This window comes from Yinghuangia sp. YIM S09857 (assembly GCF_051388915.1).
Taxonomy (GTDB): Bacteria; Actinomycetota; Actinomycetes; order Streptomycetales; family Streptomycetaceae; genus Yinghuangia.
Window position 1 is genome coordinate 485,453 of sequence record NZ_JBPKBH010000004.1, and the last position, 21,462, is coordinate 506,914.

Consider the following 21,462-nt stretch of genomic DNA (forward strand, 5'->3'; position numbering starts at 1 on the left):
TCGACCCGGTGGCTCGGCACAGGTCCGCAGCCGGAGACGTCGCGGCGCGGCGCGCCTGCGGCGAGGTACCGCGCCGGAGGCCACGGTCGCAAGTAACCTCCGGTGCCCGCCCGTCCGAGGTCAGGTGCGGGAGGAGAACTCCCAGGTTCCTTGTCCCTCGGGCAGTTCGCGGATCGTCAGTTCCGGGCGGTCGGCCGTTGGCGCCTGGATCAGCAGGGAATGCCTGCCGCCGTCCGCGCACGCGCCCGCAGGTTCCGAGGTCGCGTCGTCTGCGGGGCCGAACAACAGCCATTCCCCTTGCGGGCCGACGGCCATCAGGGTGTGCGTCCACGCGCAGCGCGACCCGTCGGGTCCGCGGACGGACCACGACAGCAAGGCAGAGGTGACGTTTCCCTGGACGAGGGTGAGAACGTGCCGGGCACCGGTGGGGTCCGTCTGCCGCCGAGCGCCGAGAAATGCCTCCGGCACCGCCTCGGGCTCGGCCCGGTCGGCGGCACGTTGCAGGGCCGCGGTCAGCCCGGAGTCCTTCCAGTACAGCGTCGAGCCGGTCTTGCCGAGGGTGGAGACGCCGGTGAACGTGCAGGCCCCGTCGGGCACGTCGTACGCCTTCTCCGTGCTCACCGTGACGTGGTCGTCCTCCACCGCGGCCGGGACGACGTGGGCGACGCACAGGGCGTGCGGGTACACGGCCCAGACCTTCCCGACCCGGTCCCCGACCTTGCCGTCGGTCAGCTCGAACCGGTGGTGGGTGGTGTTCGCCTCACCGATGCGCTGGGACGTGCCCTCCCAAATTCCCGCGACATCGGCCATGCCGCGCGTGACCGGCGCCGAGGTGGTGCTCGGGGCGGGGTCTCCCGGGGCCGGGGCGGCCCGGTCCCCGACGGCCGGGACGGTGCCGGTGTCGGTCGCCGCGGTGCCCCCGGACGTCCGGGGCTCGCTCGCGGCCGGGGTAGGGGAGCCGTTGCCGGCATTCGCGGTGGGGCCGCCGTCGTCCTTGTCCAACGCCGCCCACGTGCCGATGCCGATCACCAGCGCGACGGCGGCGGCCGCGGCGGTCACGGCGATTCTGCGCCGCGGTCCTCGCCGCGTTCCGGCAGTCAGGGCGGGCACAGGAGGCGTGCCCTGCTCGGACGCGCTGGGCGGCGCGTCGGAGGCGGCGGTGGCCAAGGGCTCGGGTGTGCTTGCAGGTTGGGGTGCGGCGTCCCCGGGGTGCGGGGCCTTCCCGGGGCGCGGCGCGCCGCGCCGGTCGCCGTTCGGGGCCTCGGAGTCGAGCAACTCAACGGCATGGCGTCCCAGACGCGCGATCACCGTGGCGGGCAGCCACGGCTCCGTCGTCGACCCGCCGTCCCACACGTCGCCCTCGGCGGTCAGCCGCACAAGCTCCGCGAGGCCGGGACGGTCGGCCGCGGCCGGTGCCAGGCAGTGTTCGACGAGGGCGGCCATCCGCTCGGGGACGTCGCTCAGGTCCTTGTCGTTCTGCAAGACCCGGAGCATCATCGCGTGCACACCGGAGGCAGGGTCCCCGAAGGGGGGCCGCGCGGTGGCGGCGAATGCCAGGACCGCACCGAGGGAGAACACGTCGCCGGCCGGAGTGACTTGCTCGCCTCGGAGTTGCTCGGGGGGCATGAAGCCCGGCGACCCGACGACGGACCCCGTCGCAGTGTGCCAGGCCGCGGTCTCCACCTCCACGGCGCGCGCGATGCCGAAGTCGATGATCCGCGGGCCGTCGATGGTCACCAACACGTTCGACGGTTTCAGGTCGCGGTGCACCAGCCCGGCTGCGTGGATGTCTGACAGGGCCCGTACCAGGCCGTTGGCCAAGGCGAACAGCGAAGGTTCGGGCAGCGCACCGTGCCAGCGGCCCACCACGTCGTGCAACGAAGGTCCCGCGACGTAGCCGGTGGCCACCCACGGCACCGCCGCGTCCGGGTCGGCGTCGAGGACCGGCGCGGTCCACCGCCCACACACGCTGCGCGCCACCGTTACCTCCCGGCGGAATCGGGCGCGAAACTCCGGGTTGTCCGCCATCTCGGGCCTGATCAGCTTGACGGCGACAGTGCGGCCGCCGTCGGACCGGGCGAGGTAGACCTGGCCCATGCCCCCGGTCCCCAGCCTGCCCAGCAGCCGGTACGGACCGACCAACTGCGGATCCTGCGCCCCGAGTTCCCGCATCTTCGTACGCCTCCCCGTTGTGCGCCCCCGACGACCGGCCCATTATTGCCGTCCACCCTCGCCACCGATCATGATCTGTGGAACGCGCCCTGGTCGCCGGGTCGTTGCGACTCCGCGATCGTGGTCCTTTGTCCGGACACCGCGTGCCCGTTCCCGCTGGTGTGAGGGGGTTCCGTCACCGCGCGGGTTGGGTTGGCGACAGGATGGGACGTCCAGGACGTGGGAAGGGGCGCGGTGTCGGGGTTGGTGTGGGGTCGGCCGCTGGAGGCCTGGGACCCGGAGCGCGTGGGCCCGTATACGTTGCTGCGGCTGCTGGGCGAAGGCGGCATGGGCCGCGTGTATCTCGCCCGCGGCCAGGGGACCAGGCTGTACGCGCTCAAGACCATCCGCCCGCACCTGGCCCACGACCGGGACTTCCGCGCCCGGTTCGTCCGCGAGGCGCGTGCGGCGCAGCGGGTGAGCGGGGCGTTCACCGCCCCCGTGGTCGGGGTGTCCGATCCTGACGAGGAAGTGCCTTGGCTGGCCACGGCGTTCGTCCCGGCTCCGGCGCTGGACGAGGCGGTGTCCGCGTGCGGCGTGCTGCCCGAGCGCGCGCTGTGGTGGCTGGCCGCCGGGATCACCGAGGCCCTGGCCGCCGTGCACGTCCACGGGCTCGTGCACCGGGACCTCAAACCGGGCAACGTCCTGATCGCCGAGGACGGCCCGCGCGTGATCGACTTCGGCATCGCCAAGGCCCTGCACTCGGTGACGGTGTACACCTCGACGGCCCAAATCGTCGGAACCCCGGGCTACATGGCGCCCGAGCACCTGCGCGGCGCCGCCGAACCCGCCAGCGACATCTTCTCCCTCGGCGCACTGCTGGTGTACGCCGCCACCGGGCGGTCTCCGTTCATCGGCCCCGACTTCTTCGCGGTGATGACCGCGACCTTCTTCGACGCCCCGGACCTCGACGGCGTCCCGGGCGGGATCGTCGAACTCGTCCAGGACTGCCTGGCGAAGGAGGCCGGTCGGCGCCCGACCCCCGGCGAAATCCTGGACCGCTTCGGGCGGTACGCCGGACCCGACGCGTCCGCCCACGCGGCGCGCGGGTGGCTGCCGCCGCGGGTCTGCGCCCTGATCGAGACCCGCGCCAGGCCGGAGGCCGCCCGGGACGCCGGACCCGACACGACGGACGTCCCGCCGCCGCCCCCGACCCGCCCGTTCGCCGAGGAGCAGGCCGAACATCCGCCGCCCGCGGAGGAATCTCCTGCGGACGAACCTCCCGCGGACGACAGCGCGGCGGATGACAGCGAGGACGGACCCCGCGAGGACGAAGCCCCGGAAACCGCCGCCGACACCGGCACGCCGCGCCGGGACGACGCCGAAGTCCGCGCGGAACTGGTCGAACTGCGCGCCCGAGCGATGGATGTCGGTGACGCCGGCGAACCCGCCCAAGCCCGCGACGCGTTCGCGGCGCTGATTCCCGACCACGTCCGACTACTGGGCGCCGACGACCCCGAGACCCTTGAGGCCCGTGCCTCGTACGGGTATTGGACCGCCAAGGCCGGCGACAACGCCGCCGCGCGGGACCTGTTCGCCGCGCTGATCCCGGACCAGGAACGCGTCCTGGGCACCGACCATCTCAACACGCTCGCTTCGCGCTTCGACTATCTCGCGAGTTTCGTCGCCGCGCCGGCGTCGTTCGACGAGGGACGCGACCTGTGCGCGGCCTTGGCCGCAAGCGCCTCGCGTGTACTCGGCCCCGAGACGCGTGAAGTGCTCCACGCGGAGTTCGCCCATGCGTACTTTGTCGGCCTTGCCGGTGACACGCCCGGCGCCGCGGAACTGTTCGCGAAAGTGGTGGCCCGGCAGATGCGCTACTTCGGACCCGACGATCCGGACGTCCTCGCCGTGCGCTACGGGCAGATTGCGTGGACCGCCATGGCCGGTGACTTCGCCACCGCGCGCGACCTGTGCGGAACACTGGCGTCCGAGCAGGCACTTGTCCTCGGGCACGACCATGAGGACACCATCGTCACGCGCTTGTTCCACGCCGCCCTCGTCGGCGAAGCGGGCGACCCCGACGGGGCACGAGATCTCCTCGCCGAAGTGGTCTCCGCGGCAGGTCGGGTCATCGGGCCGGAGCAGGAGACGACGCTTTCGGCGCGGTTCAGCTACGGCCGGTGGCTCGGCGTGGCGGGTGACCCCGCTGCGGCACGTGACCTGTTCGCAGTGCTGGTCGCCGACGCGGACCGCGTCATGGGAGCCGACCACCAGGACACACTGGACGCCCGCCGCGCCCATGCCCGATGGCTCGCCGAAGCGGGTGACCCCGCCACGGCACGCGACTTGTTCGGGGCACTGATCCCCGACCTGTCCAAGCCCCGCGTGCCCGAGGAGCGCGACGTGCTGATGCCTCCCGGCGCTGACGAACTCGGATCCGGAGCGGTCGAGGACGCCGCCGTCGCCCGGGACCTGTTCGCGTCCCAACTCGACGACCACACCCGCGATTTTGGACCCGACCACCCCGACACCGCCCGGGTACGCGAACACCACGCCTTCTGGTCCGCCGCAGCCGAGGCCGACCCGTTCGCCACGCCCACCCAACCCGCCTGACCCGTACGCGAGTTCACCCGAGCCACTGACTCACGGCCCAACTTCCAGCCTCGCGGGCGATGACGCCGATGTCGTCCGCGTCCTCCCGCGCGGCGGGTCGGGTGGTCGGCGCCGGAAGCGGCGTGCCCAGCCAGCAGTTCTGCGCGCCGGGTGTGGCTAGGACGATCTCGAAGCGGAGGTCCCCGCAGATCCACAGCGCTGCCAGGCCGTCGGTGAGGCTGTGCCACACGTACTCGGGGATACGGGACGCGTAGGTGCGTGCCACCGACCCGTCCGGCGCGAGCAGCATGACCCGGACGAAGACGGGAGTGGCAAGGGCAGGCAAGTCCCGCCACTCGAACGAGGGTACGACGTACCGGGGCTGGATGCTGCCCTCGGGGTCGGCCTCCTCCACTCGGCAGGGCCACACCTGCCAGGGGTGCTCCCCAACGACCTTGACCGCCTTTTCGGTCCAGACCCGGGACCGAGAGACCTTGCGTCGCAGCGCGATGGCGCCCACCAACGCGGAGAGGACGAAGGCGCCGACCATAGCCAGGGCGACTTCCTTGAGCGCGCCGCCGCCCAAGTAGACGGCCAACTCGAAAGGGATCCAGATCGCCGCGGCTTTTAGGCCCACCCGCACGCCGGCCTGCCTGATGAGGGTGGGTTGGCGGCGGAGTACCGCCGCGAACTCCCGCCCGCCTTCGGTGGCGATCGCCGGGCCGGGCGACACCCCGTAGCCGAACTGCCTTGCCTGCCGCGGCTCGTGCACGGTTTCCCCCGTCTGTCGGTCGACGTCGACAACAATGCCGAGTCCATCGTGGCGGCGGGTGTGAGGCAAGCCTTGCGGTTACGGGGCAGGAACGGAGCCGAGGCATTTCGGGCACCGGCAGGGCGGCCAGTGGGTGGGGGCGGCCGGTGCGGTCCACGCGCCGGGCTGGAACCGGATCGTCCGGGTGCTCGTGGCCGGATTTCGCCGCCCTTCGGCGTCGACGGAGTACACGCGAATAGTCATTAGCCGTGGCACGGGCGGACGCTATCCGCGGCGCCGACCACCGGGACACGCTGGACGCCCGCCGCGCCCACGCCCTATGGCTCGCCGAAGCCGGCGACCCCGCCACGGCCCGTGAGCTGTTCGCGGCGCTGATCCCCGACCTGGCCAAACCCCGGATCCGGAGGAACACGACGTGATGCTGCCCCCTGGCGCCGACGACCTCGGTTCCGGAGCAGCCGAGGACGCCGCCCTGGCCCGGGACCTGTTCGCGTCCCAACTCGCCGAGCACACCCGCGATTTCGGCCCTGACCACCCTGACACGTGCGCGTCCGCGAACACCACGCCTGCTGGGCTGCCAGGGCCGACGCCGACCCGTTCGCCGTGCCCCCAACCCGCCTGACCCGCACGGGAGTTCACCCAAGCCACTGACTGAGGGCCCAACTTCCAGCCTCGCGGGCGATGACGCCGATGTCGTCCGCGTTCTCCCGGTGCTCCCGGGCGAGGGTGGGACGGGTGGTCAGCTCCGGGAGCAGGGTGCCCGGCCAGCAGTCCTGCGCGCCGGGGGTGGCGAGGATGATCTCGAAGCGGAGGTCTCCGCAGATCCACAGCGCGCCCAAGCCGTCGGTGAAGCCGCGCCACACGTCGTCAGGGATGCGGGACGCGTACCTGCGCGCCACGGACCCGTCCGGCGCCAGCAGCATCACGCGGACGAAGACGGATGTGGCAAGCACCCGCATGTCTGCCCGCTCCGCGGAGCGCATGACGAACCGGTGGTGAATGGTCTTCTCCGGGTTGGCCTTCTCCACACGGCAGGGCCACACCTGCCAAGGATGCTCCTCGATCACCTTGACGGCCTTCTCGGTCCAGGCCCTGGACTTGGACACCTCGTATCGCCGAGTGACGGCAATCCCCAGTGCCTGGAGGACAACGAGGATGACCAACAGGAGGGCGAGGTCGCCGAGACCGCCTATTGCCCAGAAGACGACGAATTGGGTGGTGGTCAAGATCACCACAACCACCAGGCCCACCCGTTTGCCATGCTTCAGCGTGATCAAGGGCTGACGGCGGAGCACAGTCGCGAACTCCCGTCCGCCGTCGGTCGCTATCGCCGGGCCGGGCGATACCTCGTAGCCGAACTGCCTTGCCTGCCGCGGCTCGTGCACTGCTCCCCCGATTTTCGGTCGACGTCGCCAACAAGGTCGAGTTCATCGTGTCGGCCGGACGAGGGGCAAGGCTTGCGGTCACAGAGCAGCAGAGGAGCCGAGGCATTTCGGGCACCGGCAGGGCGGCCAGTGGGTGGGGGCGGCCGGTGCGGTCCACGCTCCGGGTTGGAACCGGATCGTCCGGGCGCTCGTGGCCGGATTTCGCCGCCCTTCTGCGTCAACGGAGTACACGCGAATGGTCATTAACCGTGGCACGGGCGGACGTTCGGGCACGGATGCGTCTCCCAGCGATTAGTGGGTTTCCCGCCAACCAGCAAACCGGATAGCGCTACGGTGAGCCATGGTTCGGGTACTAACCGCGTTCGTTGTTAAGGGGGAGACATGCGCGAGAACCCGTACGAAGGGATGTCCGCGCTGGCGTACTTCGGCAGGAAGCTGAAGGAGTTCAGGGAGAAGGCGGGGCTGAGCCAGGCCGCGCTGGCGAAGGAACTGAACTACAGCGACGGGTTGGTGGCGATGGTGGAGACGGCGCGGCGGTCGCCGTCGCGAGAGTTCGCCATCCTTACCGATCGAGTCCTGAAGACGAAGACCGAGGGCGTGTTGGAGCTGTTGTGGTACGTGGTGCACAACTCCGACAACCGCGACTGGTACCCGGACTACGTCGCGCTCGAAGCGTCGGCGATCCAGATCGACTACTTTTCGCCGACCGTTGTTCCGGGCCTATTGCAGACCGAGGCCTATGCGCGCGAGGTGGTTAATGCCGGGTGGGTGTACGCGCCCGAGGCCGCGGAAGAGGTTGTCGCGTTGCGCATGCGGCGTCAGGAGCTCATCGGACGCGGTGGTCAGCCGAAGGTGTGGGCGGTGGTTGACGAGTCGGTGCTGTTGCGGCGCGTTGGCAGTGAGGCGATCATGCGTGATCAACTCATCCATCTGGCAGACCTGTTGCGACGTCGCGTTGTCGTGTTGCAGGTACTGCCGCTGTCGGCGGGCGCTCACGCGGGAATGAACGGCGGGGTTGTGCTGCTGTCGTTCGAGGACAGCCCGACCTGCGCATATGTCGAGGGCATGGCCGGAGGCAAGCTTGTCGATCTTCCAACGGCAGTACGGCTATGCGAGCATAGCTACGACTTGCTGAGAACGGCCGCTTTGAGTCCGGAGGCCAGTCTGAGGTTGTTGGACTCGCTCACTGGAGGCGACGCATGAACCTTGCCGATCGCGATTCCGACGTTGCTTGGCGCAAGTCGAGTCGTAGTGCCACGACGGAATGCGTCGAGGTGGCCGCGCTCGATCCCGCCGTCGGGGTTCGCGACAGCAAGGCCACCGAGCGCGGCCACCTCTTGATCTCATCCTCGTCCTGGTCTCAACTCCTCCGCGACCTCAATCGCTTGTGAGCACCACGAGTTGGCGGGTTGCGCGCGTCATGGCGACGTAGCGGTCCACCGCCCCCTCGATCCCGGTCCCGAACGCCTCCGGGTCGACCAGCACAACCAGATCGAACTCCAGGCCCTTCGACAGCGTCGGCGTCAGCGACCGCACCCGCGACGTCGGCTCGAAGCCCGGGTCGCCGATGACGCACGCGACTCCCTCCGGGTTCTCGGCGACCCACGCGGCGAGGATCGAGTCCAGCTCGGCGGCGGAGCCGTACGTCACCGGAATTCCGCTGCTGCGTACGGACGTCGGCACGTTCGCGTCCGGCAGCTCCGCCCGGATGACCGGCTCGGCCGCCGCCATGACCTCTTCCGGCGTCCGGTAGTTGATGCTCAGCGAGGCCACCCGGACGCGGTCGAGGCCGATGCGCTCCAGGCGTTCGTCCCAGGTCTCGGTGAAGCCGTGCCGCGCCTGTGCCCGGTCGCCGACGATCGTGAAGCTCCGGGACGGGCAGCGGGTCAGCAGCATCTGCCATTCCGCGTCCGTGAGTTCCTGGGCCTCGTCCACGACGATGTGCGCGAACGGACCGGCCAACGGGTCGGCTGCCGCGCCCGGCAGTGCGCTCTCGTCGACGAGGCTGTCCTGCAAGTCCTTGCCGTGCAGCATCGTCACCGCGCCCTCGCCGTCCGCGTCGGCCTCGATGATGTTGCCGATGACGTCGGCCATCCGCGCGCGTTCGGCCTCCTCGGCGGCCTCCTGCCGACGCTTCCGCACCGACGCCTCGGGGTCGCCGAGCCGCAACCGCGCAGCGTCCAGGAGCGGCAGGTCCGACACCGTCCAAGCGTGCGGCGCGTGCTTGCGCTGAAGCATCCGTACCTCGTCGGCGGTCAGCCACGGCGCGCACATGCGGAGGTACGCCGGGACCGACCACAGGTCGCCGATCACGTCGGTCGGCTCCAGCAGCGGCCACGCCCGGTTCAGGGTGTCCAGCAGGTCCGGGTCCTGGCGCACCGACCTGCGGAACGCGTCGGGTGAGACCTCGTCGTCCCCCTCGAACTTGTCCGCAAGGATGTCCAGGATCTCCGCCAGGACCAGATCACGGGCCTCGTTGTGCGGCGTCGCCGCCGACGGTGCCGCGAACGCCTCGGCCCAGTCCTGCGCGCTCAGCCAGATGTCACCCCAGTCCGTCGACACCTCCATGCCCTCGGCCGGCGGCTCCTCGTAGAACCGGACGGCCTTCTCGACCGCCTTCACCATGTCCGCGGACGCCTTCAGCCCCGCCACCTCGGCGTCGGCCTCCGGCTCCGCCGCCGCGCCCTCGGGCAGCAGGTCCCGCAGCGTGCAGGTCCGCACTCCCTCCTCGCCGAGGCTCGGCAGCACGTCGGCGACATACGCGAGGTACGGCTGATGCGGCCCGACGAACAGCACGCCGCCGCGCCGGTGGCCCAGCCGTGGGTCCGCGTACAGGAGGTACGCCGACCGGTGCAGCGCGACCACGGTCTTTCCGGTGCCGGGACCGCCGTCCACGACGAGCGCGCCGCGCGAGCCCGCCCGGATGACCGCGTCCTGGTCGGCCTGGATCGTGCCGAGGACGTCCCGCATCCGGGAGGACCGGCTGCCGCCGAGGTCGGCGATGAAGGCCGACTGGTCGTCGAGGGCGGCATGTCCTTCGAGGCCGTCGGCGGTGAACACCTCGTCCCAGTAGTCGCTGACGCGTCCGCGCGTCCAGCGGTACCGGCGGCGGCTGGCGAGGCCCATCGGGTGCGCGTGTGTCGCGGCGAAGAACGGCTCGGCGGCGGGGGAGCGCCAGTCGAGCAGCAGGCGGCGGCCCGAGTCGTCGGTGAGGCCGAGGCGCCCGATGTAGACGGGCTCGGCGTCGTGCGCGCCGACGATGCGCCCGAGGCACAGGTCGAGGCCGAAGCGCCGCAGCGCACGCAGGCGGGACGACAGGCGGTGGACCTCGATGTCCCGGTCCATGGCGTCGCGGCCGACGCCGCCGGGCGCCTTGCGGGTGGCGTCGAGCTGGACGGACAGTTCGGCGATCGCCCGGTCGAGGCTTTCGGCGATGGCGGCGAAGTGGCGTTCGTCCGCGGCGATGAGGCAGGGGTCGGCCTTCGCGGCCAGCGGCTCGGGCAGGGCGAAAGCGTCGGCATCGCCGTGCAGGCGGTTCTCCGACAACTGCACACGCACGTGGTGAATCTCCTGATTCCGCAGGTTGTCCGGCATAGGCCTGCGATTTTGCGGTACGAAGGGGGCCTTGCCGCAAGGCCCCCCATGCGCTATAAGTTAAGAGTGGCAAGGAGAGAAGATTCCTCCTTGCCGTTAGTTTTTTCTGGCGGCGCGCCTGATGTATTTGCCGCGCCTGCGGCGCAGGTAGCGGATTGCGCCGCGGCGCTATTCGCACAATCATTCTCGGCGGCGTTCTCGATGGCGTTCTGGGCGGCGTTCTCGGGCTCGCTTGCGGCGATTTCGTGCGAGGCGGGCCAAACCGCCGTGGCCGCGACCGCGCCGACCACGACCAAGGCTGCCAACACGCCTGCGGTCGCCGGGAGTCCGGCCCCGGCGCCGAGCCATCCGGCCAGCGGATAGGTGACCAGCCAGCAGGCGTGCGACAGCGAGAACTGCGCCGCGTACGCCTCGGGCAGCTCCGCGTCGGACGCCGACCGCCGGATCAGCCGCCCGCTCGGCGTCAGCACCGCCGAACTCGCCGCGCCGATCGCCGCCCACGCACCGAGCAGCGCGAGCCACGTGCCCGTGCCGCCCGACACGGCGGTCACGGCCGCGGCGACGGCGAGCGGGACCGGGAGGGCGTACGCGGCGCTCAGCATCACCCGGCGGTCGCCGAGCCGTTCGAGCAGGTGGGGGAGCAGGAGCGCGGCGGCCATGGAGCCCGCGCCGTACGCCCCGAGCGCCAGCGACACCGCGCCCGCCGACCGCCCGAAGTGGTCGCGGACGACGACCACGGTGTCCACGAAGACGATCGCCCCGGCCGCCGCGACCGCCAGGTCCAGGGCGAGCAGCGCGCGCAGGCACGGCGTGGTCCAGAGCAGCCGGGTGCCGGACGTCGCTTTCGCACCGAGTGCGCGGGCGCGGTGCTTGCACGGGTCGCGGTCGGTGCGCCCGGCCGACCGGGTGGGCGCCGGCTTGGGGAGCACGGCCGACACGACCAGCGCCGCCGACGCCGCGAAACCGGCCACCGTGCCCGCGAAAAGCCAGTCGTACGACACGACCGCAAGCAGCCCGGCCGCGAGTGCCGGGCTGAACAGGCTCTCCAGGTCGTACGCCAGTCGCGACAGCGTCAGCGCCCGCGTGTACTCCGGTTCCTCGCGCAGCACTTGGGGGAGCGTCGCCTGGAAGGTCGGAGTGAAGGCCGCCGAGGCCGCCTGGAGCAGGAGGATCAGCACGTACACCTGCCACACGTGCGTCACGAACGGCAGGACGGCCGCGATCCCGGCGCGCACCGCGTCCGCGCCCGCGAGCAACACGCGGGGCGGGACCCGGGCGGCGACGGCGCCGATGAGCGGGGCGACCGCGACGTATGCGGCCACCTTGATCGCGAGCGCGGTGCCGAGCACGGTTCCGGCGTCCGACTCCGCGATGTCGTACGCGAGCAGGCTGAGCGCGACCGTCGCCAGACCCGTGCCGACCAACGCGATCACCTGCGCGGCGAACAGGCGGCGGTAGGTTCGGTTGCCCGGCAGGGGCGGCATGCGCGGGGTGTGCCGCGCGGCCGACGCGGTGCGCACGTTCGGCATGGCGGGCCTCATCCCGGTCGGAGCGAGGTGGTCCGTCCATCATAAGGCAACATGTGCATACGTGTGCACATGTTGTCGTCACTGATCCGGCCCGACAGCGCGGCGCCCGCTCAGTCGTGCGGCGGCAGCGCGCGGATCTGGTGGTCGGCCGCGCTCAGCACCTCGTCGACGAGGCGGCGCAGGTGGCCGTGACGCAGCGCGTACACGACGCGGCGGCCGTCCTTGCGGGCCACCACGAGGCCCGCGAGGCGCAGCTTCGCCAGGTGCTGGCTCACCGAGGTGCGCGGCGCGCCGGTCGCGTCGGTCAGGGTGCTCACGTCGGCCTCGCCCTCGGCGAGTTCGCGCATCAGCGCGAGGCGCGTGCGGTCGGCGAGCAGCGCGAGCACCGACACCGCGGCGTCCAGGCGGTCGGCGTCCGAGGCGGAGGCACGGCCGTGCGGCGGGTGCGCATCGGCTGCGGTGTCCTGGCTGCCCGAACTCATGCGCTCATCGTAGAGCGGGCGGCGCGGGGCTCCGCGGATCACGGCCGGGGCGGATTTGACGCGGACTTCAGTTCAAGATCAATGATGGTCGGCATGAACAGCGAAGCGAAAACCATCCTGCTCTTCCACAACACGATGCGGATCACCGACGGACACCTGGACGCCTTCCGCAAGGCCATCGCCGACGCCGTCGACTTCGCCGAGCGGCACGGACCCCAGCTCATGGTCGAAGTCTTCATCGACGAACCGGAGATGACGGCGCACAGCTTCCAGATGTTCGGTGACTCCGAGGCGGTGCGCGCGCATTGGCGACTTGCGGACCCCTACATCCAGGGCGTCATGGAGCACTGCCGCGTGGAGAGCTTCGAGGTGTACGGCCGGCCGGACGACGACGTGACCGAGGGGATACGCCGTGGAGTCGGGGACGGCGTGGTGACGTTCGCCCCGCAGGTCGCCGGATTCCTGCGCTTCGGCGCGGCGCCGAAGGACTGAACCGCCGGAACCCGGAGGGCTGTTGGTACGCGTGGTTCGCGGCAGCCCGGGAGCACGACAACGCGCGGACGCGGCGACGCGGGAGCACGACACCGCGGGAACGCGGCGACGCCCGGCCGGATGACCCGGCCGGGCGTCGGTGTTACTGCGGTCCCGCGTCAGCCCCACAACTGCGCGGGGCGTCCGGTGTATGGCTCAGACGTGGCTCAGATGCTGACGCCGTGGGCGCGCAGGTAGGCCAGCGGGTTGATGTCGGAGCCGTAGCTCGGGGTGGTGCGGATCTCGAAGTGCAGGTGCGGGCCGGTCGAGTTGCCGGTCGAGCCGGACAGGCCGATCTGCTGGCCGGTCGAGACCTTCTGGCCGACCGACACGGACGAGGACGACAGGTGGCCGTACTGGCTGTACTTGCCGTCGGCGTGCTTGATGACGACCTCGTTGCCGTACGCGCCGCCCCAGCCGGACTTGACGACCGTGCCGGAGGTGACCGCCTTGACGGAGGTGCCCGACGCGGCGGAGAAGTCCTCGCCGGTGTGGCCGTTCGACCACAGCGAGCCCGAGTTGCCGTACGAGCCGTGCGGCGCGCCCGGGACCGGACGGGTGTAGCCCGACGCGGAGGACGACGACGCGGTGGCGCTGTCACCCGAGTTCTTGGCCGTGGTGCCGCCGGACTTCGCGGAGCTGCCGGAGTCGGTGCTCAGCTTGGCGCCGGACTGGCTCTTGGCCTGGTTCTTGGTGCCGCCGGTCGAGGGCTTGGTGTCCTCGGTGAGCTTGGCACCGGTCTGCGGGGCCGCCGCCTGGCCGCCGGCCAGGGCGAGCTTCTGGCCCGCGTAGATCATGTTCGGGTTGCCGCCGACGACGCCGCGGTTGAGGTCGTACAGCTTCTCCCAGCCGCCGGCGACGTCCTGCGCGTCGGCGATCTTCGAGAGGGTGTCGCCGACGACGACGGTGTACGAGGTGGTGGCGGCCGACGCGGACGCGGGAGCCTTGCTCTCGGTCTTCGCCTCGGACTTGGCACCCGTCTTGGCGCCGGAACGGGCCTCGGACCTGGTGTCCTCGGACAGCTTCGAGCCGGACTGGCTCTTCGGCGCGGCCTCGGTCCTGGCGGTCGAGCCGCCGTTGGAGCCGGTGTCGATGGACGGGGTGCCGCTGTTCTTGGTCAGGCCCGCCTTGACGGAGCAGACCGGCCAGGCGCCGGGGCCCTGGCCCGCGAGCACCTTCTCGGCGATCGCGATCTGCTGGTCCTTGGTGGCCAGGTCGGCGCGCGGGGCGAACTGCGTGCCGCCGAACTCGCGCCAGGTGGAGCTGGTGAACTGAAGCCCACCGTAGAAGCCGTTGCCGGTGTTGATGGACCAGTTGCCGGTGCTCTCGCACTGGGCGACCTTGTCCCAGGTGCTGACGGGCGCGGCGGACGCGCTCGTGGCGCCGATCAGGGGGGCGGCGATCGCGGCGCCGGTGACACCGGCGGCGACGGCGATGCGGGACTTCGTGGTCAGACGGGTGCGAGTTGCGGACAGCATCAAGCGTTTCCTCTCCTACGCCTGCGAGGTGAGCTGTCGGATTCGGGCTGGAGTTGCCCGGCCGCTCTCGTCCGCCCTTCGGAAAGGGCCGTCGAGCGCGGCTTCACCCCAAGCCGTCCCGGTTGTCGCCGGGCCGGCGTTTCACCTGGTTCCCCCGCTTCTGCCGTGGTTGCTTCTCAGCGTTCCCCGTCTCGGCCGGCGGCAGAATTAGGCGTTCCGGCGAGCGGGGCCGATGTGTGGGACACCGACGCCGAGAAAGGTAGGCAGACGGACTCCGACAACTCAAATCCCCCTCCCGCAAAGCCAGTTTGGGAATATCGCGGAACGGGGAATAGGCCACGCGGTGTAGTTCGGATCGACCGGTATGTGTGCAAATTTCTCCGCACGGTGACCGCCGCGCCACAGAGGGCATGTTCGCCTCACCCACAGTGGCCCGCGTGTGATGCAGCGTCGATTCGGTAAAGCGGGGGCAAAGTTATGAGAATCCGACAGATCTCCGCGATTAGGACGTTCCGGATGTGGGAAAGGTGGCCCGCGACGTCACCGCGCCGCCGCACCGCGCACCTCGCGCCCGCGCGAAGCGACACCGCCCACGGAGTCGCCGCCGAGGGGCTTGTAGAAGAAGGTGCAGTCGCGCAGCGCCCCCGAGGGATCGGCCGCGTACCCGGGCACAATGCCGTACCGCGTCCATCCCGCCGCCGCGTACAGCCGCTCCGCCGGGCTCTCCGCCTCGGTGTCGAGCATGAGCAACGTGATCCCGGTCGCGGCGGCGTACTCCTCGGCGGTCCGCAGCAGCGTCCGTCCCAGGCCCCGCCCGCGGGCGTCGCGGTGGACCATCAGCTTGACGACGTCCGCGCGGTGCCCGCCGTTCGCCCACGTGTTGAAGGCGAGGCCGACCGTGCCGAGCAGGTGGCCGGGCGCGCCGCCGCTCTCGTCGGACGCGGTCCACACGACAAGCGCACCGGACCGAACGGCCTGCGCCTGACCCCGCCACCACGCGGCCGCGTCGGCGGGCGCGAAAGGCATCCGGAACCCGAGCGAAGCGCCGCCTGCCACGGTCTCCGCGAGAAGCGCCCCGAGCGCGGGTGCGGCGCGGTCGAAGCCGTCGGCCGACAGGCGGTGGATGCGGACCGCGGCCTCGTCCGTCACGGCGCCACCACCACGAGGGTGTAGCGCACCGGGCGGTCGCCCGGGTTGGCGTACGCGGACGCCCCCCACAGTCGGAAACTCATCGCGTCCCCTTCGGTGAGCGTGCGCGCAACCCCCTCGACGGTCACCGCGAGCGTGCCGTCGGCGACGCGGATGTGGTGTTCGAGGCCCGGCGTCGGCGGGCCGTCGTACGCGATATGCGCGCCCGGCCCGAGTTCCCCTTCGACGATCTCGGCGCGCAGGTCCGGATGCGGAGGCGACACCGAGCGCCGCACGAAACCGGAGGCCCGGTCGGTCCAGACCGGCTGCTCGTCCGCGCGCAGTACCCGCACCGGCTCGGTGTCGGACTCGACCTCGGCAAGGAGGCGCGACATCGTGCGGCCGTACGCCGCGCAGAGCTTGTTGAGCAGCGCGGCCGTCGGGCTGATCTCGGCGCGTTCGAGGCGCGAGAGCGTGGAGCGGCTGACCCCGGTCCGCCCGGCGAGTTCGTCCAGGGACCAGGTGCGCTCGACGCGCAGCGCGGTCAGCCGCCGGGCGAGGCGTTCATCGACATCGTTTCTCATATTCGGGACTTTATCCCGTATACGAGATCTGTTGGGGCGGCCCGGTGTCCTGTGTGGTGTCCATGGGGGATGGGGTGGGGCGCCGGGGGAGGTGCGGCCTGGAGTCATGCGTGTCGGGCCAGCCATTCCTTGAGATAGGCGGGGGGCTCGCCAGGTGCACCGGTGTCGGGGCGGGGGGCCGCGGCGGCGGTGCGGAGGGGGATCACGCCTGCCCAGTGGTCGAGGTGCCGGTCCGCGGCGTCCTCGGAGAGGCCGTGTGAGCGGGACTTCGCGGCCACGTCGGCCAGGTCCAGCGCGAACAGTGCGGTCTGCGCGGCCTCCTTGGCGTTCGGCGGGCGGCTGTCGGCGTACCTGCCGGGGATGAGGTGGTCGAGCAGTGTCGCCCAGCCGCGCGCGGTCTCGTCGGGGTCGGTCACCCGGCGCAGCGGCCCGTGGGCGATCACGCAGCGGTAGTCCATGGAGTGGTGCATGGCCGAGCGCGACAGGATCAGGGAGTCGGCGAGCGTCACCGCGAACGAGACCGGCAGCCCCTCGTCGCCCGCGTGCCGTACCGCGATGGCCAGATGCGAGCCGCTGGACGCGTGGAGGTAGAGGCGACCGGCGTCGCGGCCGAAGATCAGCGGCAGGATCTGCGGTCGGCCGAACGCGGTGAAGGAGACGTGCGCGAGAAACGCCTCGTCGAGGATCGCGTGCACGGTGTCCGCGTCGTAGCGCATGCGCTCGCGGTAGCGCGTGGGCGTGGTGACCTCGGTGCGGGCGTAGACGTCGGGGGTTGTCGGCGGCTCGGGGGTCTCGCGAGCGACACTCATGGCGGAACCTCTTTGTACTAGGTCAATCATGATTTGGTGCTAGTACAATAGGCGGAGGGGTCGGGGGACTGTCAACGGAATAGGGTGCGAGCGGGTGGTTCGGCGGCGGGACGTGGTTGAACGGCCCGGCAGGGCACGCGGGGCACGCAGGGGCCGGCGGTTGGGTCGCCGGGCGGCCGACCTGCGCGGCCGTGCGTGGCTCCGCTGTTCGGCGCAGCGCCGGCGGCACCGCCATTACCCGCAGTACGAGCAGCACCCGCAGTACGAGCAGCACCCGCAGTTCAGGAGGAAGCCGTGGCCCCGACCGGGCGTACCGCCGCCGAGATCGCGGCGTCGATCGAGCGCGATCTCCGGCAGGGCGACCTCGCGCCCGGTGACGCGCTGCCGCCCGTGCGGACCCTGGCCGCGGGGCTCGGCGTGAACCCCAACACCGTCGCCGCCGCGTACCGCCTGCTGCGCGAGCGCGGCATCGTCGAGGCGCAGGGCCGGGCGGGTACGCGCGTGCTGCCGCGCCCGGCGTCCACCGAACGCAACGCACTCGGCCCCGCCGCCCCGCCCGGGACCCGCATGCTGGTCATGGGCGAACCGGATCCGGCGCTGCTGCCCGACCCGGTGTTCCCCGATCCGGCGACGTGGCGCCCGCTCTACAACCACCCGCCGCTGTACGGCCCGCTCGGCGACGCCGCGCGCATGGTCCTCGCGGCCGAGGGCGTGCCGGCGGACCACCTCGTCGTCACCTCCGGTGCCCTCGACGCCATCGAACGCGCGCTCATGGCGCACACCCGTCCTGGGGACACCGTCCTTGTGGAGGACCCCGGCTGGGCGAACTTCCTCGACCTGCTGGCCGCCCTCAACCTGACCGCCCGCCCGGTGCGCGTCGATGACGACGGGCCGGTCCCGGACGACGTGGAGAACGGACTCCGCGACGGGGCCCGGGTGTTCGTCGTCACCGCCCGCGCGCAGAACCCCACGGGTGCGGCCGTCTCACCCCAACGGGCGGCGGAACTTCGGGCGGTGTTGGCCGCGCACCCCGACGTGCTGCTGATCCAGGACGATCACGGAAACGCCATCGCAGGAACGGAGTTGGCGTCCGTGGTCGGCGACACGGCGCACTGGGTGCACGTGCGGTCGAGCGCGAAGGCGTACGGCCCGGACCTGCGCTGCACGATCGCATGCGGGGACGAGACCACCATCGGCCGCATCGCCGGGCGCCAGCGCCTCGGGCCCGGATGGGTGAGTTACGTGCTGCAACACGCGGTCGCGCACGCCTGGACGTCGCCCGAGGTGGCGGCACAGGTCGAGCGCGCGCGGCAGGCGTACGCGGAACGCCGCGCGGCGCTGGTCGCCGCCCTCGCGCGCCACGGGATGCGGGCGTACGGCCGCTCGGGCATCAACGTGTGGGTGCCGGTGCGCGACGAGGTCGGCACGGTGGCCGAACTCCTCGCCCGAGGCTGGCTGATCGCGCCCGGGAAGCGCTTCCGCATCGTGTCGCCCCCAGCCGTGCGTGTCACGATCGCCCAACTGGCGCCGGACGAGGCCGAGCCTTTCGCGGCGGCTCTGGCCGCGGCCGCGAACGTCACGGGAGGGGCGGCCTACCACGCGGTCTGATCGCGTGGGTGTGGGGCGCCGACGTGGGTGCGCCGACACACGCCTGCGGCCGCCGGTCCGTCGTAGCCCGTGCATCCCGTCGCCAGGTCACCCCGTCACCGCAGCGGCCGGTCGGGGTGTCGGGGCGTCAGCCCTCGCCGCGGGCGGCCTCGCGGCGCTGACGTTTGCCCAGAGGGGCCTGGGACAGGTCGGTCGCCTGCGCGCGCAGGTTCTTGTAGCCGTAGCCGCGCTCCGACAGCCACGCCTCAGCGGCCGCCTCCGCGCGTGCGGTGGCGGGCACGATGTCCTCCTCCGCCTCACCGGAGTCCTCGAACCGGAAGGTGAACGCGTCCCGTGCGGCGATGTCGTACGCCAGGTGCCCTTCGCGGGTGAACGCCGAGCGCAGGACGTCGTGTTCCGCGGCGTGCGCCAGCAGCTCGGCGCGCTGGTCGGCGTCGAGACCGGCGAAGACACCGCGGACGGTGATGCGGAATGTGCGCGTGCTCATGACCGGACCCTAGCCTTCGCGTGCGGTATGCCCAACTGGTTTGGCCGGCCCGGGATTCGGTCGGTCGTCGCGGATTGTGTCGGTGGCGGACCGGGCGGTCGAAACGGCCCGCGCCGACGGCGCCCCGATCGTCGCCGTGCCCGTGCCCGTCCCGTCCTCGTGCCCGTCCCCATGCCTGTCCCCATGCCGTCCTCGTGCCCGTGCCCGTCCCGTCCTCGCGCCCGTCCTCGTGCCCGTCCTCGTGCCGTCCTCACCCCGTCCGAACCGGGGAGCGCTTACGCTTCCTGACATGCCACAACCGCCAGCCCTGCATGTCATCGCGGGGGCCGCGCCGCCCGTCCTGGAGATCGCGCACGCACTGCGCCTCATCCGGGCGTGGGGGTGGGACCCGTGCCTCACGTTGACGCCCTCCGCCGCCCGCTGGGTGGAGAAGTCGGCGGACGACATCGCGGAGGCGGCCGGGCGGTACCCGCGGACCGCGGAGCGCCTGCCCGGGGAGGAGAAGCCCTTCCCGCCGGCGTCGGCGGTCCTCGCGGCGCCGCTGACGTTCAACACGCTCAACAAGTGGACATCCGGTATTTCCGACAATGTGGCACTCGGCGGGCTGAACGAGGCGCTGGGCGCCAAGTTGCCCATGGTCGCGGCGCCGTACTTCAACGCGGACCTGGCCGCGCACCCGCGCTACCCGACGAGCGCATCGGTGCTGCGGCGGGCGGGTGTACGCCTGGTCACCAACGGCGAAGGCGCACCGATGACGCTCCCGGGCACCGCGTGGTGGGAGGCGGTGCTGCGGGAACTCCCCGGCCGACCCTGAGGGTTGAACGGCACCGCGGTGTCGGGTGCGGCATGCGGAGGCGTCCCGGCCGACCCCGCCCGGCCGCTGTCAGCCGCGTGCGAGCGTCCAGCGCCCGTCGGTCCGGATGTGCAGGTAGCGCGTGGGATCGCGCATCGGCAGCCGCAGCGTGCACCGGTTGTTCTCGTCGACCAGGTCCTCCAGCCACCGCCCCGCGCCGTTGTGCAGCGCGACGGTGATCGGGCCGTTGCCGTCGAACTGGACGTTCAGCAGGCCGGCGGGTGGCTCCCAGCGCACGACGTCGCTGCCCTGACCCTGGACCACCGGGCCGATCGACCGGGCCGCGTCGAGCGGCAACAGCGCCACGGACCACGGGCCTTCGTGCTCGACGCGCAGGCGGCAGCGGCCATCGGCGGGGGCGGTGAACAGACCTCGGCCGGGCAGGCCCGCATACGTCGAGTAGGCCGTCCCGGCGGTACGCCCGAACGCGTCGCAGGCGTACAGGAACCCGCGTCCGGCGCGGCCACCCGGGGTGAACTCGGCCATGACGGCGAACAGGCCCATGGGTACGGCGAGTTCGAACGCGGCGTTGCCGTGGCCGTCGTGGCGGACGGGCAACTGCGGTGCGGGCGCGGCTGCTTGGTGCGAGACCGAGGGGAGCGGAGGGGCCGGAGGGTTCACCGCGGGCACGGCCGCCCCCGGCGCGAACGGCGCCGGGAACGGCGGCGGAGCGGGCGGTTGCGACGGGAACGGGAGCTGCTGCTGTGATGGTTGCTGCTGTGCAGCCGTCCGCGCGCGGTACGCCTGGAGGTACGCCGCGGCCCCGGCAGCCGGGTTCGTGTTGTCCAACATCGGTGTGGGAAACGGAAGTTGCCGCACCGGTATGCCCAGGTCCGAACTCAACTGCACGATGCCGCCCGGGTACGGTCGCCCCAGCGTACCCAGCCACCAGTCGCCCCCGTGCCGCTTGAGCTCCGCGAGCAGCAGCGCCGTGCCGGGCGCGATGTGGGCCGCGTCCAGGTCCATGTACGCGGTGTCCGCGCCGCCCGAGGACAGTCGCATGCGTCCCGCTGCCGCGTACGTCGGCCCGCCGGGCGCGGTCGGGGCGGCGTGCGCCACGAACACCAGGTGATGCAACTCGGCGGGCACCGCGCGCAGATCGACGACAAGTTGCAGCTCGCCGGTGTGGCTCGGAACCAGGCGTACGCCCCCTTCGGGGAACGCACCGCGCATGGGCCCGACCGCGTAGTGGGCCCCCTGGAGCCGCCAGCCCTCGCCCAGCCCGAGGCAACCCGCCTGGAGCGCGACGCCCGGACCGGACGCGCTGATGCCGACCATCAGATCCCCGGCGGGCGCGACCTCGCCGATGTGCGCACTGTCCCCGATCCGCAGTCTGCGCATGCGCTGGCCCCCGATCCGTGCGCCTCCGCGAGTGGGCGGCCGTGGGCGCGGACGCGCCGCCGGACGGCAACCTACCCGACGGGAATCGACGCCGTCCGTCAGGCACACGCCCAGAGCGACCCCGGATGCGACCCT

The 21,462-nt window shown here is 71.8% G+C and carries 20 protein-coding genes and 1 riboswitch; of the genes, 8 read left to right on the plus strand and 12 right to left on the minus strand.

Annotated elements, in window-relative coordinates; translation table 11 throughout:
* Positions 1–120: 120 nt before the first annotated feature.
* Entirely contained in the window at positions 121–2,172 is a 2,052-nt protein-coding gene (locus ACRX5S_RS11050; RefSeq protein WP_436772662.1) for a protein kinase domain-containing protein, read from the minus strand.
* Between the two features lie 234 nt (positions 2,173–2,406).
* Here ACRX5S_RS11050 and ACRX5S_RS11055 point away from each other — a divergent pair, with 234 nt between their 5' ends.
* Positions 2,407–4,767, plus strand: a complete 2,361-nt coding sequence (locus ACRX5S_RS11055; RefSeq protein WP_436772663.1) for a protein kinase domain-containing protein — start codon at positions 2,407–2,409, stop codon at positions 4,765–4,767.
* A gap of 13 nt (positions 4,768–4,780) precedes the next feature.
* On the opposite strand, the gene ACRX5S_RS11060 is transcribed toward ACRX5S_RS11055, so the two are convergent.
* Positions 4,781–5,518, minus strand: coding sequence for a hypothetical protein (locus ACRX5S_RS11060; protein WP_436772664.1), 738 nt, complete (start codon positions 5,516–5,518; stop codon positions 4,781–4,783).
* Positions 5,519–5,766: 248 nt separating this feature from the next.
* On the opposite strand from ACRX5S_RS11060, the gene ACRX5S_RS11065 reads away from it, so the two are divergent.
* Positions 5,767–5,937, plus strand: a complete 171-nt coding sequence (locus ACRX5S_RS11065) for a hypothetical protein (protein WP_436772665.1) — start codon at positions 5,767–5,769, stop codon at positions 5,935–5,937.
* A complete protein-coding gene (locus ACRX5S_RS11070; protein WP_436772666.1) occupies positions 5,934–6,140 on the plus strand; it encodes a tetratricopeptide repeat protein in 207 nt (68 codons plus the stop codon). Before ACRX5S_RS11065 ends, ACRX5S_RS11070 begins: the two co-directional genes overlap by 4 nt.
* A 13-nt stretch (positions 6,141–6,153) precedes the next feature.
* Here ACRX5S_RS11070 and ACRX5S_RS11075 read toward each other — a convergent pair whose 3' ends face one another.
* Complete coding sequence (locus ACRX5S_RS11075) at positions 6,154–6,744, minus strand: hypothetical protein (protein WP_436772667.1); 591 nt, start codon at positions 6,742–6,744, stop codon at positions 6,154–6,156.
* A gap of 540 nt (positions 6,745–7,284) precedes the next feature.
* Here ACRX5S_RS11075 and ACRX5S_RS11080 point away from each other — a divergent pair.
* Both ACRX5S_RS11080 and ACRX5S_RS11085 read left to right on the plus strand, forming a co-directional pair.
* The gene (locus tag ACRX5S_RS11080) at positions 7,285–8,106 is read left to right on the plus strand and encodes a helix-turn-helix domain-containing protein (protein ID WP_436772668.1); all 822 of its coding nucleotides are present in this window, start codon (positions 7,285–7,287) and stop codon (positions 8,104–8,106) included.
* On the plus strand, positions 8,103–8,294 hold the full coding sequence (locus tag ACRX5S_RS11085; protein WP_436772669.1) for a DUF397 domain-containing protein: 192 nt from the start codon (positions 8,103–8,105) through the stop codon (positions 8,292–8,294). Before ACRX5S_RS11080 ends, ACRX5S_RS11085 begins: the two co-directional genes overlap by 4 nt.
* Here ACRX5S_RS11085 and helR read toward each other — a convergent pair.
* The 3 genes from helR to ACRX5S_RS11100 form a co-directional block, all read right to left on the minus strand.
* Positions 8,281–10,461 (minus strand): RNA polymerase recycling motor ATPase HelR, encoded by a 2,181-nt coding sequence (gene helR, locus ACRX5S_RS11090; protein WP_436772670.1) that lies wholly within the window; start codon positions 10,459–10,461, stop codon positions 8,281–8,283. The two genes, ACRX5S_RS11085 and helR, sit on opposite strands and share 14 nt — an antisense overlap.
* Before the next feature lie 89 nt (positions 10,462–10,550).
* Positions 10,551–11,981 (minus strand): MFS transporter, encoded by a 1,431-nt coding sequence (locus tag ACRX5S_RS11095; RefSeq protein WP_436772761.1) that lies wholly within the window; start codon positions 11,979–11,981, stop codon positions 10,551–10,553.
* Between the two features lie 155 nt (positions 11,982–12,136).
* A complete protein-coding gene (locus ACRX5S_RS11100) occupies positions 12,137–12,508 on the minus strand; it encodes an ArsR/SmtB family transcription factor (protein ID WP_436772671.1) in 372 nt (123 codons plus the stop codon).
* Between the two features lie 93 nt (positions 12,509–12,601).
* On the opposite strand from ACRX5S_RS11100, the gene ACRX5S_RS11105 reads away from it, so the two are divergent.
* Positions 12,602–13,000, plus strand: a complete 399-nt coding sequence (locus ACRX5S_RS11105) for a hypothetical protein (protein WP_436772672.1) — start codon at positions 12,602–12,604, stop codon at positions 12,998–13,000.
* A gap of 206 nt (positions 13,001–13,206) precedes the next feature.
* On the opposite strand, the gene ACRX5S_RS11110 is transcribed toward ACRX5S_RS11105, so the two are convergent.
* From ACRX5S_RS11110 to ACRX5S_RS11125, 4 genes are all read right to left on the minus strand, one after another.
* Positions 13,207–14,517, minus strand: a complete 1,311-nt coding sequence (locus ACRX5S_RS11110) for a transglycosylase family protein (protein WP_436772673.1) — start codon at positions 14,515–14,517, stop codon at positions 13,207–13,209.
* A 3-nt stretch (positions 14,518–14,520) separates the two neighbouring features.
* Positions 14,521–14,709: riboswitch (cyclic di-AMP (ydaO/yuaA leader) on the minus strand.
* Positions 14,710–15,057: 348 nt separating this feature from the next.
* Positions 15,058–15,666 carry a GNAT family N-acetyltransferase gene (locus ACRX5S_RS11115; protein WP_436772674.1) on the minus strand — a complete coding sequence of 203 codons (609 nt, stop codon included), beginning with the start codon at positions 15,664–15,666 and terminating at the stop codon, positions 15,058–15,060.
* Positions 15,663–16,229 carry a helix-turn-helix domain-containing protein gene (locus ACRX5S_RS11120; protein ID WP_436772675.1) on the minus strand — a complete coding sequence of 189 codons (567 nt, stop codon included), beginning with the start codon at positions 16,227–16,229 and terminating at the stop codon, positions 15,663–15,665. The genes ACRX5S_RS11115 and ACRX5S_RS11120 overlap by 4 nt, the downstream gene beginning before the upstream one ends.
* Positions 16,230–16,333: 104 nt before the next feature.
* Complete coding sequence (locus ACRX5S_RS11125) at positions 16,334–17,038, minus strand: pyridoxamine 5'-phosphate oxidase family protein (RefSeq protein ID WP_436772676.1); 705 nt, start codon at positions 17,036–17,038, stop codon at positions 16,334–16,336.
* Positions 17,039–17,332: 294 nt separating this feature from the next.
* On the opposite strand from ACRX5S_RS11125, the gene ACRX5S_RS11130 reads away from it, so the two are divergent.
* Positions 17,333–18,646: an aminotransferase class I/II-fold pyridoxal phosphate-dependent enzyme gene (locus ACRX5S_RS11130; protein WP_436772677.1), complete on the plus strand. Its 1,314-nt coding sequence runs from the start codon at positions 17,333–17,335 to the stop codon at positions 18,644–18,646.
* 127 nt (positions 18,647–18,773) lie between these two features.
* On the opposite strand, the gene ACRX5S_RS11135 is transcribed toward ACRX5S_RS11130, so the two are convergent.
* Positions 18,774–19,133, minus strand: coding sequence for a DUF6204 family protein (locus ACRX5S_RS11135; RefSeq protein WP_436772678.1), 360 nt, complete (start codon positions 19,131–19,133; stop codon positions 18,774–18,776).
* 289 nt (positions 19,134–19,422) lie between these two features.
* Between ACRX5S_RS11135 and ACRX5S_RS11140 the strand changes: the two genes are divergently transcribed.
* Positions 19,423–19,947: a flavoprotein gene (locus tag ACRX5S_RS11140; RefSeq protein WP_436772679.1), complete on the plus strand. Its 525-nt coding sequence runs from the start codon at positions 19,423–19,425 to the stop codon at positions 19,945–19,947.
* A 69-nt stretch (positions 19,948–20,016) separates the two neighbouring features.
* On the opposite strand, the gene ACRX5S_RS11145 is transcribed toward ACRX5S_RS11140, so the two are convergent.
* Positions 20,017–21,327: a TerD family protein gene (locus ACRX5S_RS11145; protein ID WP_436772680.1), complete on the minus strand. Its 1,311-nt coding sequence runs from the start codon at positions 21,325–21,327 to the stop codon at positions 20,017–20,019.
* Between the last annotated feature and the right edge of the window lie 135 nt (positions 21,328–21,462).

Bases quoted from the DNA above. Each gene is read 5' to 3' on its own strand.
- ACRX5S_RS11050 (WP_436772662.1), bottom strand. From the start codon at position 2,172: ATGCGGGAACTCGGGGCGCAGGATCCGCAGTTGGTCGGTCCGTACCGG.
- ACRX5S_RS11080 (WP_436772668.1), top strand. From the start codon at position 7,285: ATGCGCGAGAACCCGTACGAAGGGATGTCCGCGCTGGCGTACTTCGGC.
- ACRX5S_RS11085 (WP_436772669.1), top strand. From the start codon at position 8,103: ATGAACCTTGCCGATCGCGATTCCGACGTTGCTTGGCGCAAGTCGAGT.
- ACRX5S_RS11095 (WP_436772761.1), bottom strand. From the start codon at position 11,981: ATGCCGCCCCTGCCGGGCAACCGAACCTACCGCCGCCTGTTCGCCGCG.
- ACRX5S_RS11100 (WP_436772671.1), bottom strand. From the start codon at position 12,508: ATGAGTTCGGGCAGCCAGGACACCGCAGCCGATGCGCACCCGCCGCAC.
- ACRX5S_RS11105 (WP_436772672.1), top strand. From the start codon at position 12,602: ATGAACAGCGAAGCGAAAACCATCCTGCTCTTCCACAACACGATGCGG.
- ACRX5S_RS11110 (WP_436772673.1), bottom strand. From the start codon at position 14,517: ATGCTGTCCGCAACTCGCACCCGTCTGACCACGAAGTCCCGCATCGCC.
- ACRX5S_RS11120 (WP_436772675.1), bottom strand. From the start codon at position 16,229: ATGAGAAACGATGTCGATGAACGCCTCGCCCGGCGGCTGACCGCGCTG.
- ACRX5S_RS11125 (WP_436772676.1), bottom strand. From the start codon at position 17,038: ATGAGTGTCGCTCGCGAGACCCCCGAGCCGCCGACAACCCCCGACGTC.
- ACRX5S_RS11135 (WP_436772678.1), bottom strand. From the start codon at position 19,133: ATGAGCACGCGCACATTCCGCATCACCGTCCGCGGTGTCTTCGCCGGT.
- ACRX5S_RS11140 (WP_436772679.1), top strand. From the start codon at position 19,423: ATGCCACAACCGCCAGCCCTGCATGTCATCGCGGGGGCCGCGCCGCCC.
- ACRX5S_RS11145 (WP_436772680.1), bottom strand. From the start codon at position 21,327: ATGCGCAGACTGCGGATCGGGGACAGTGCGCACATCGGCGAGGTCGCG.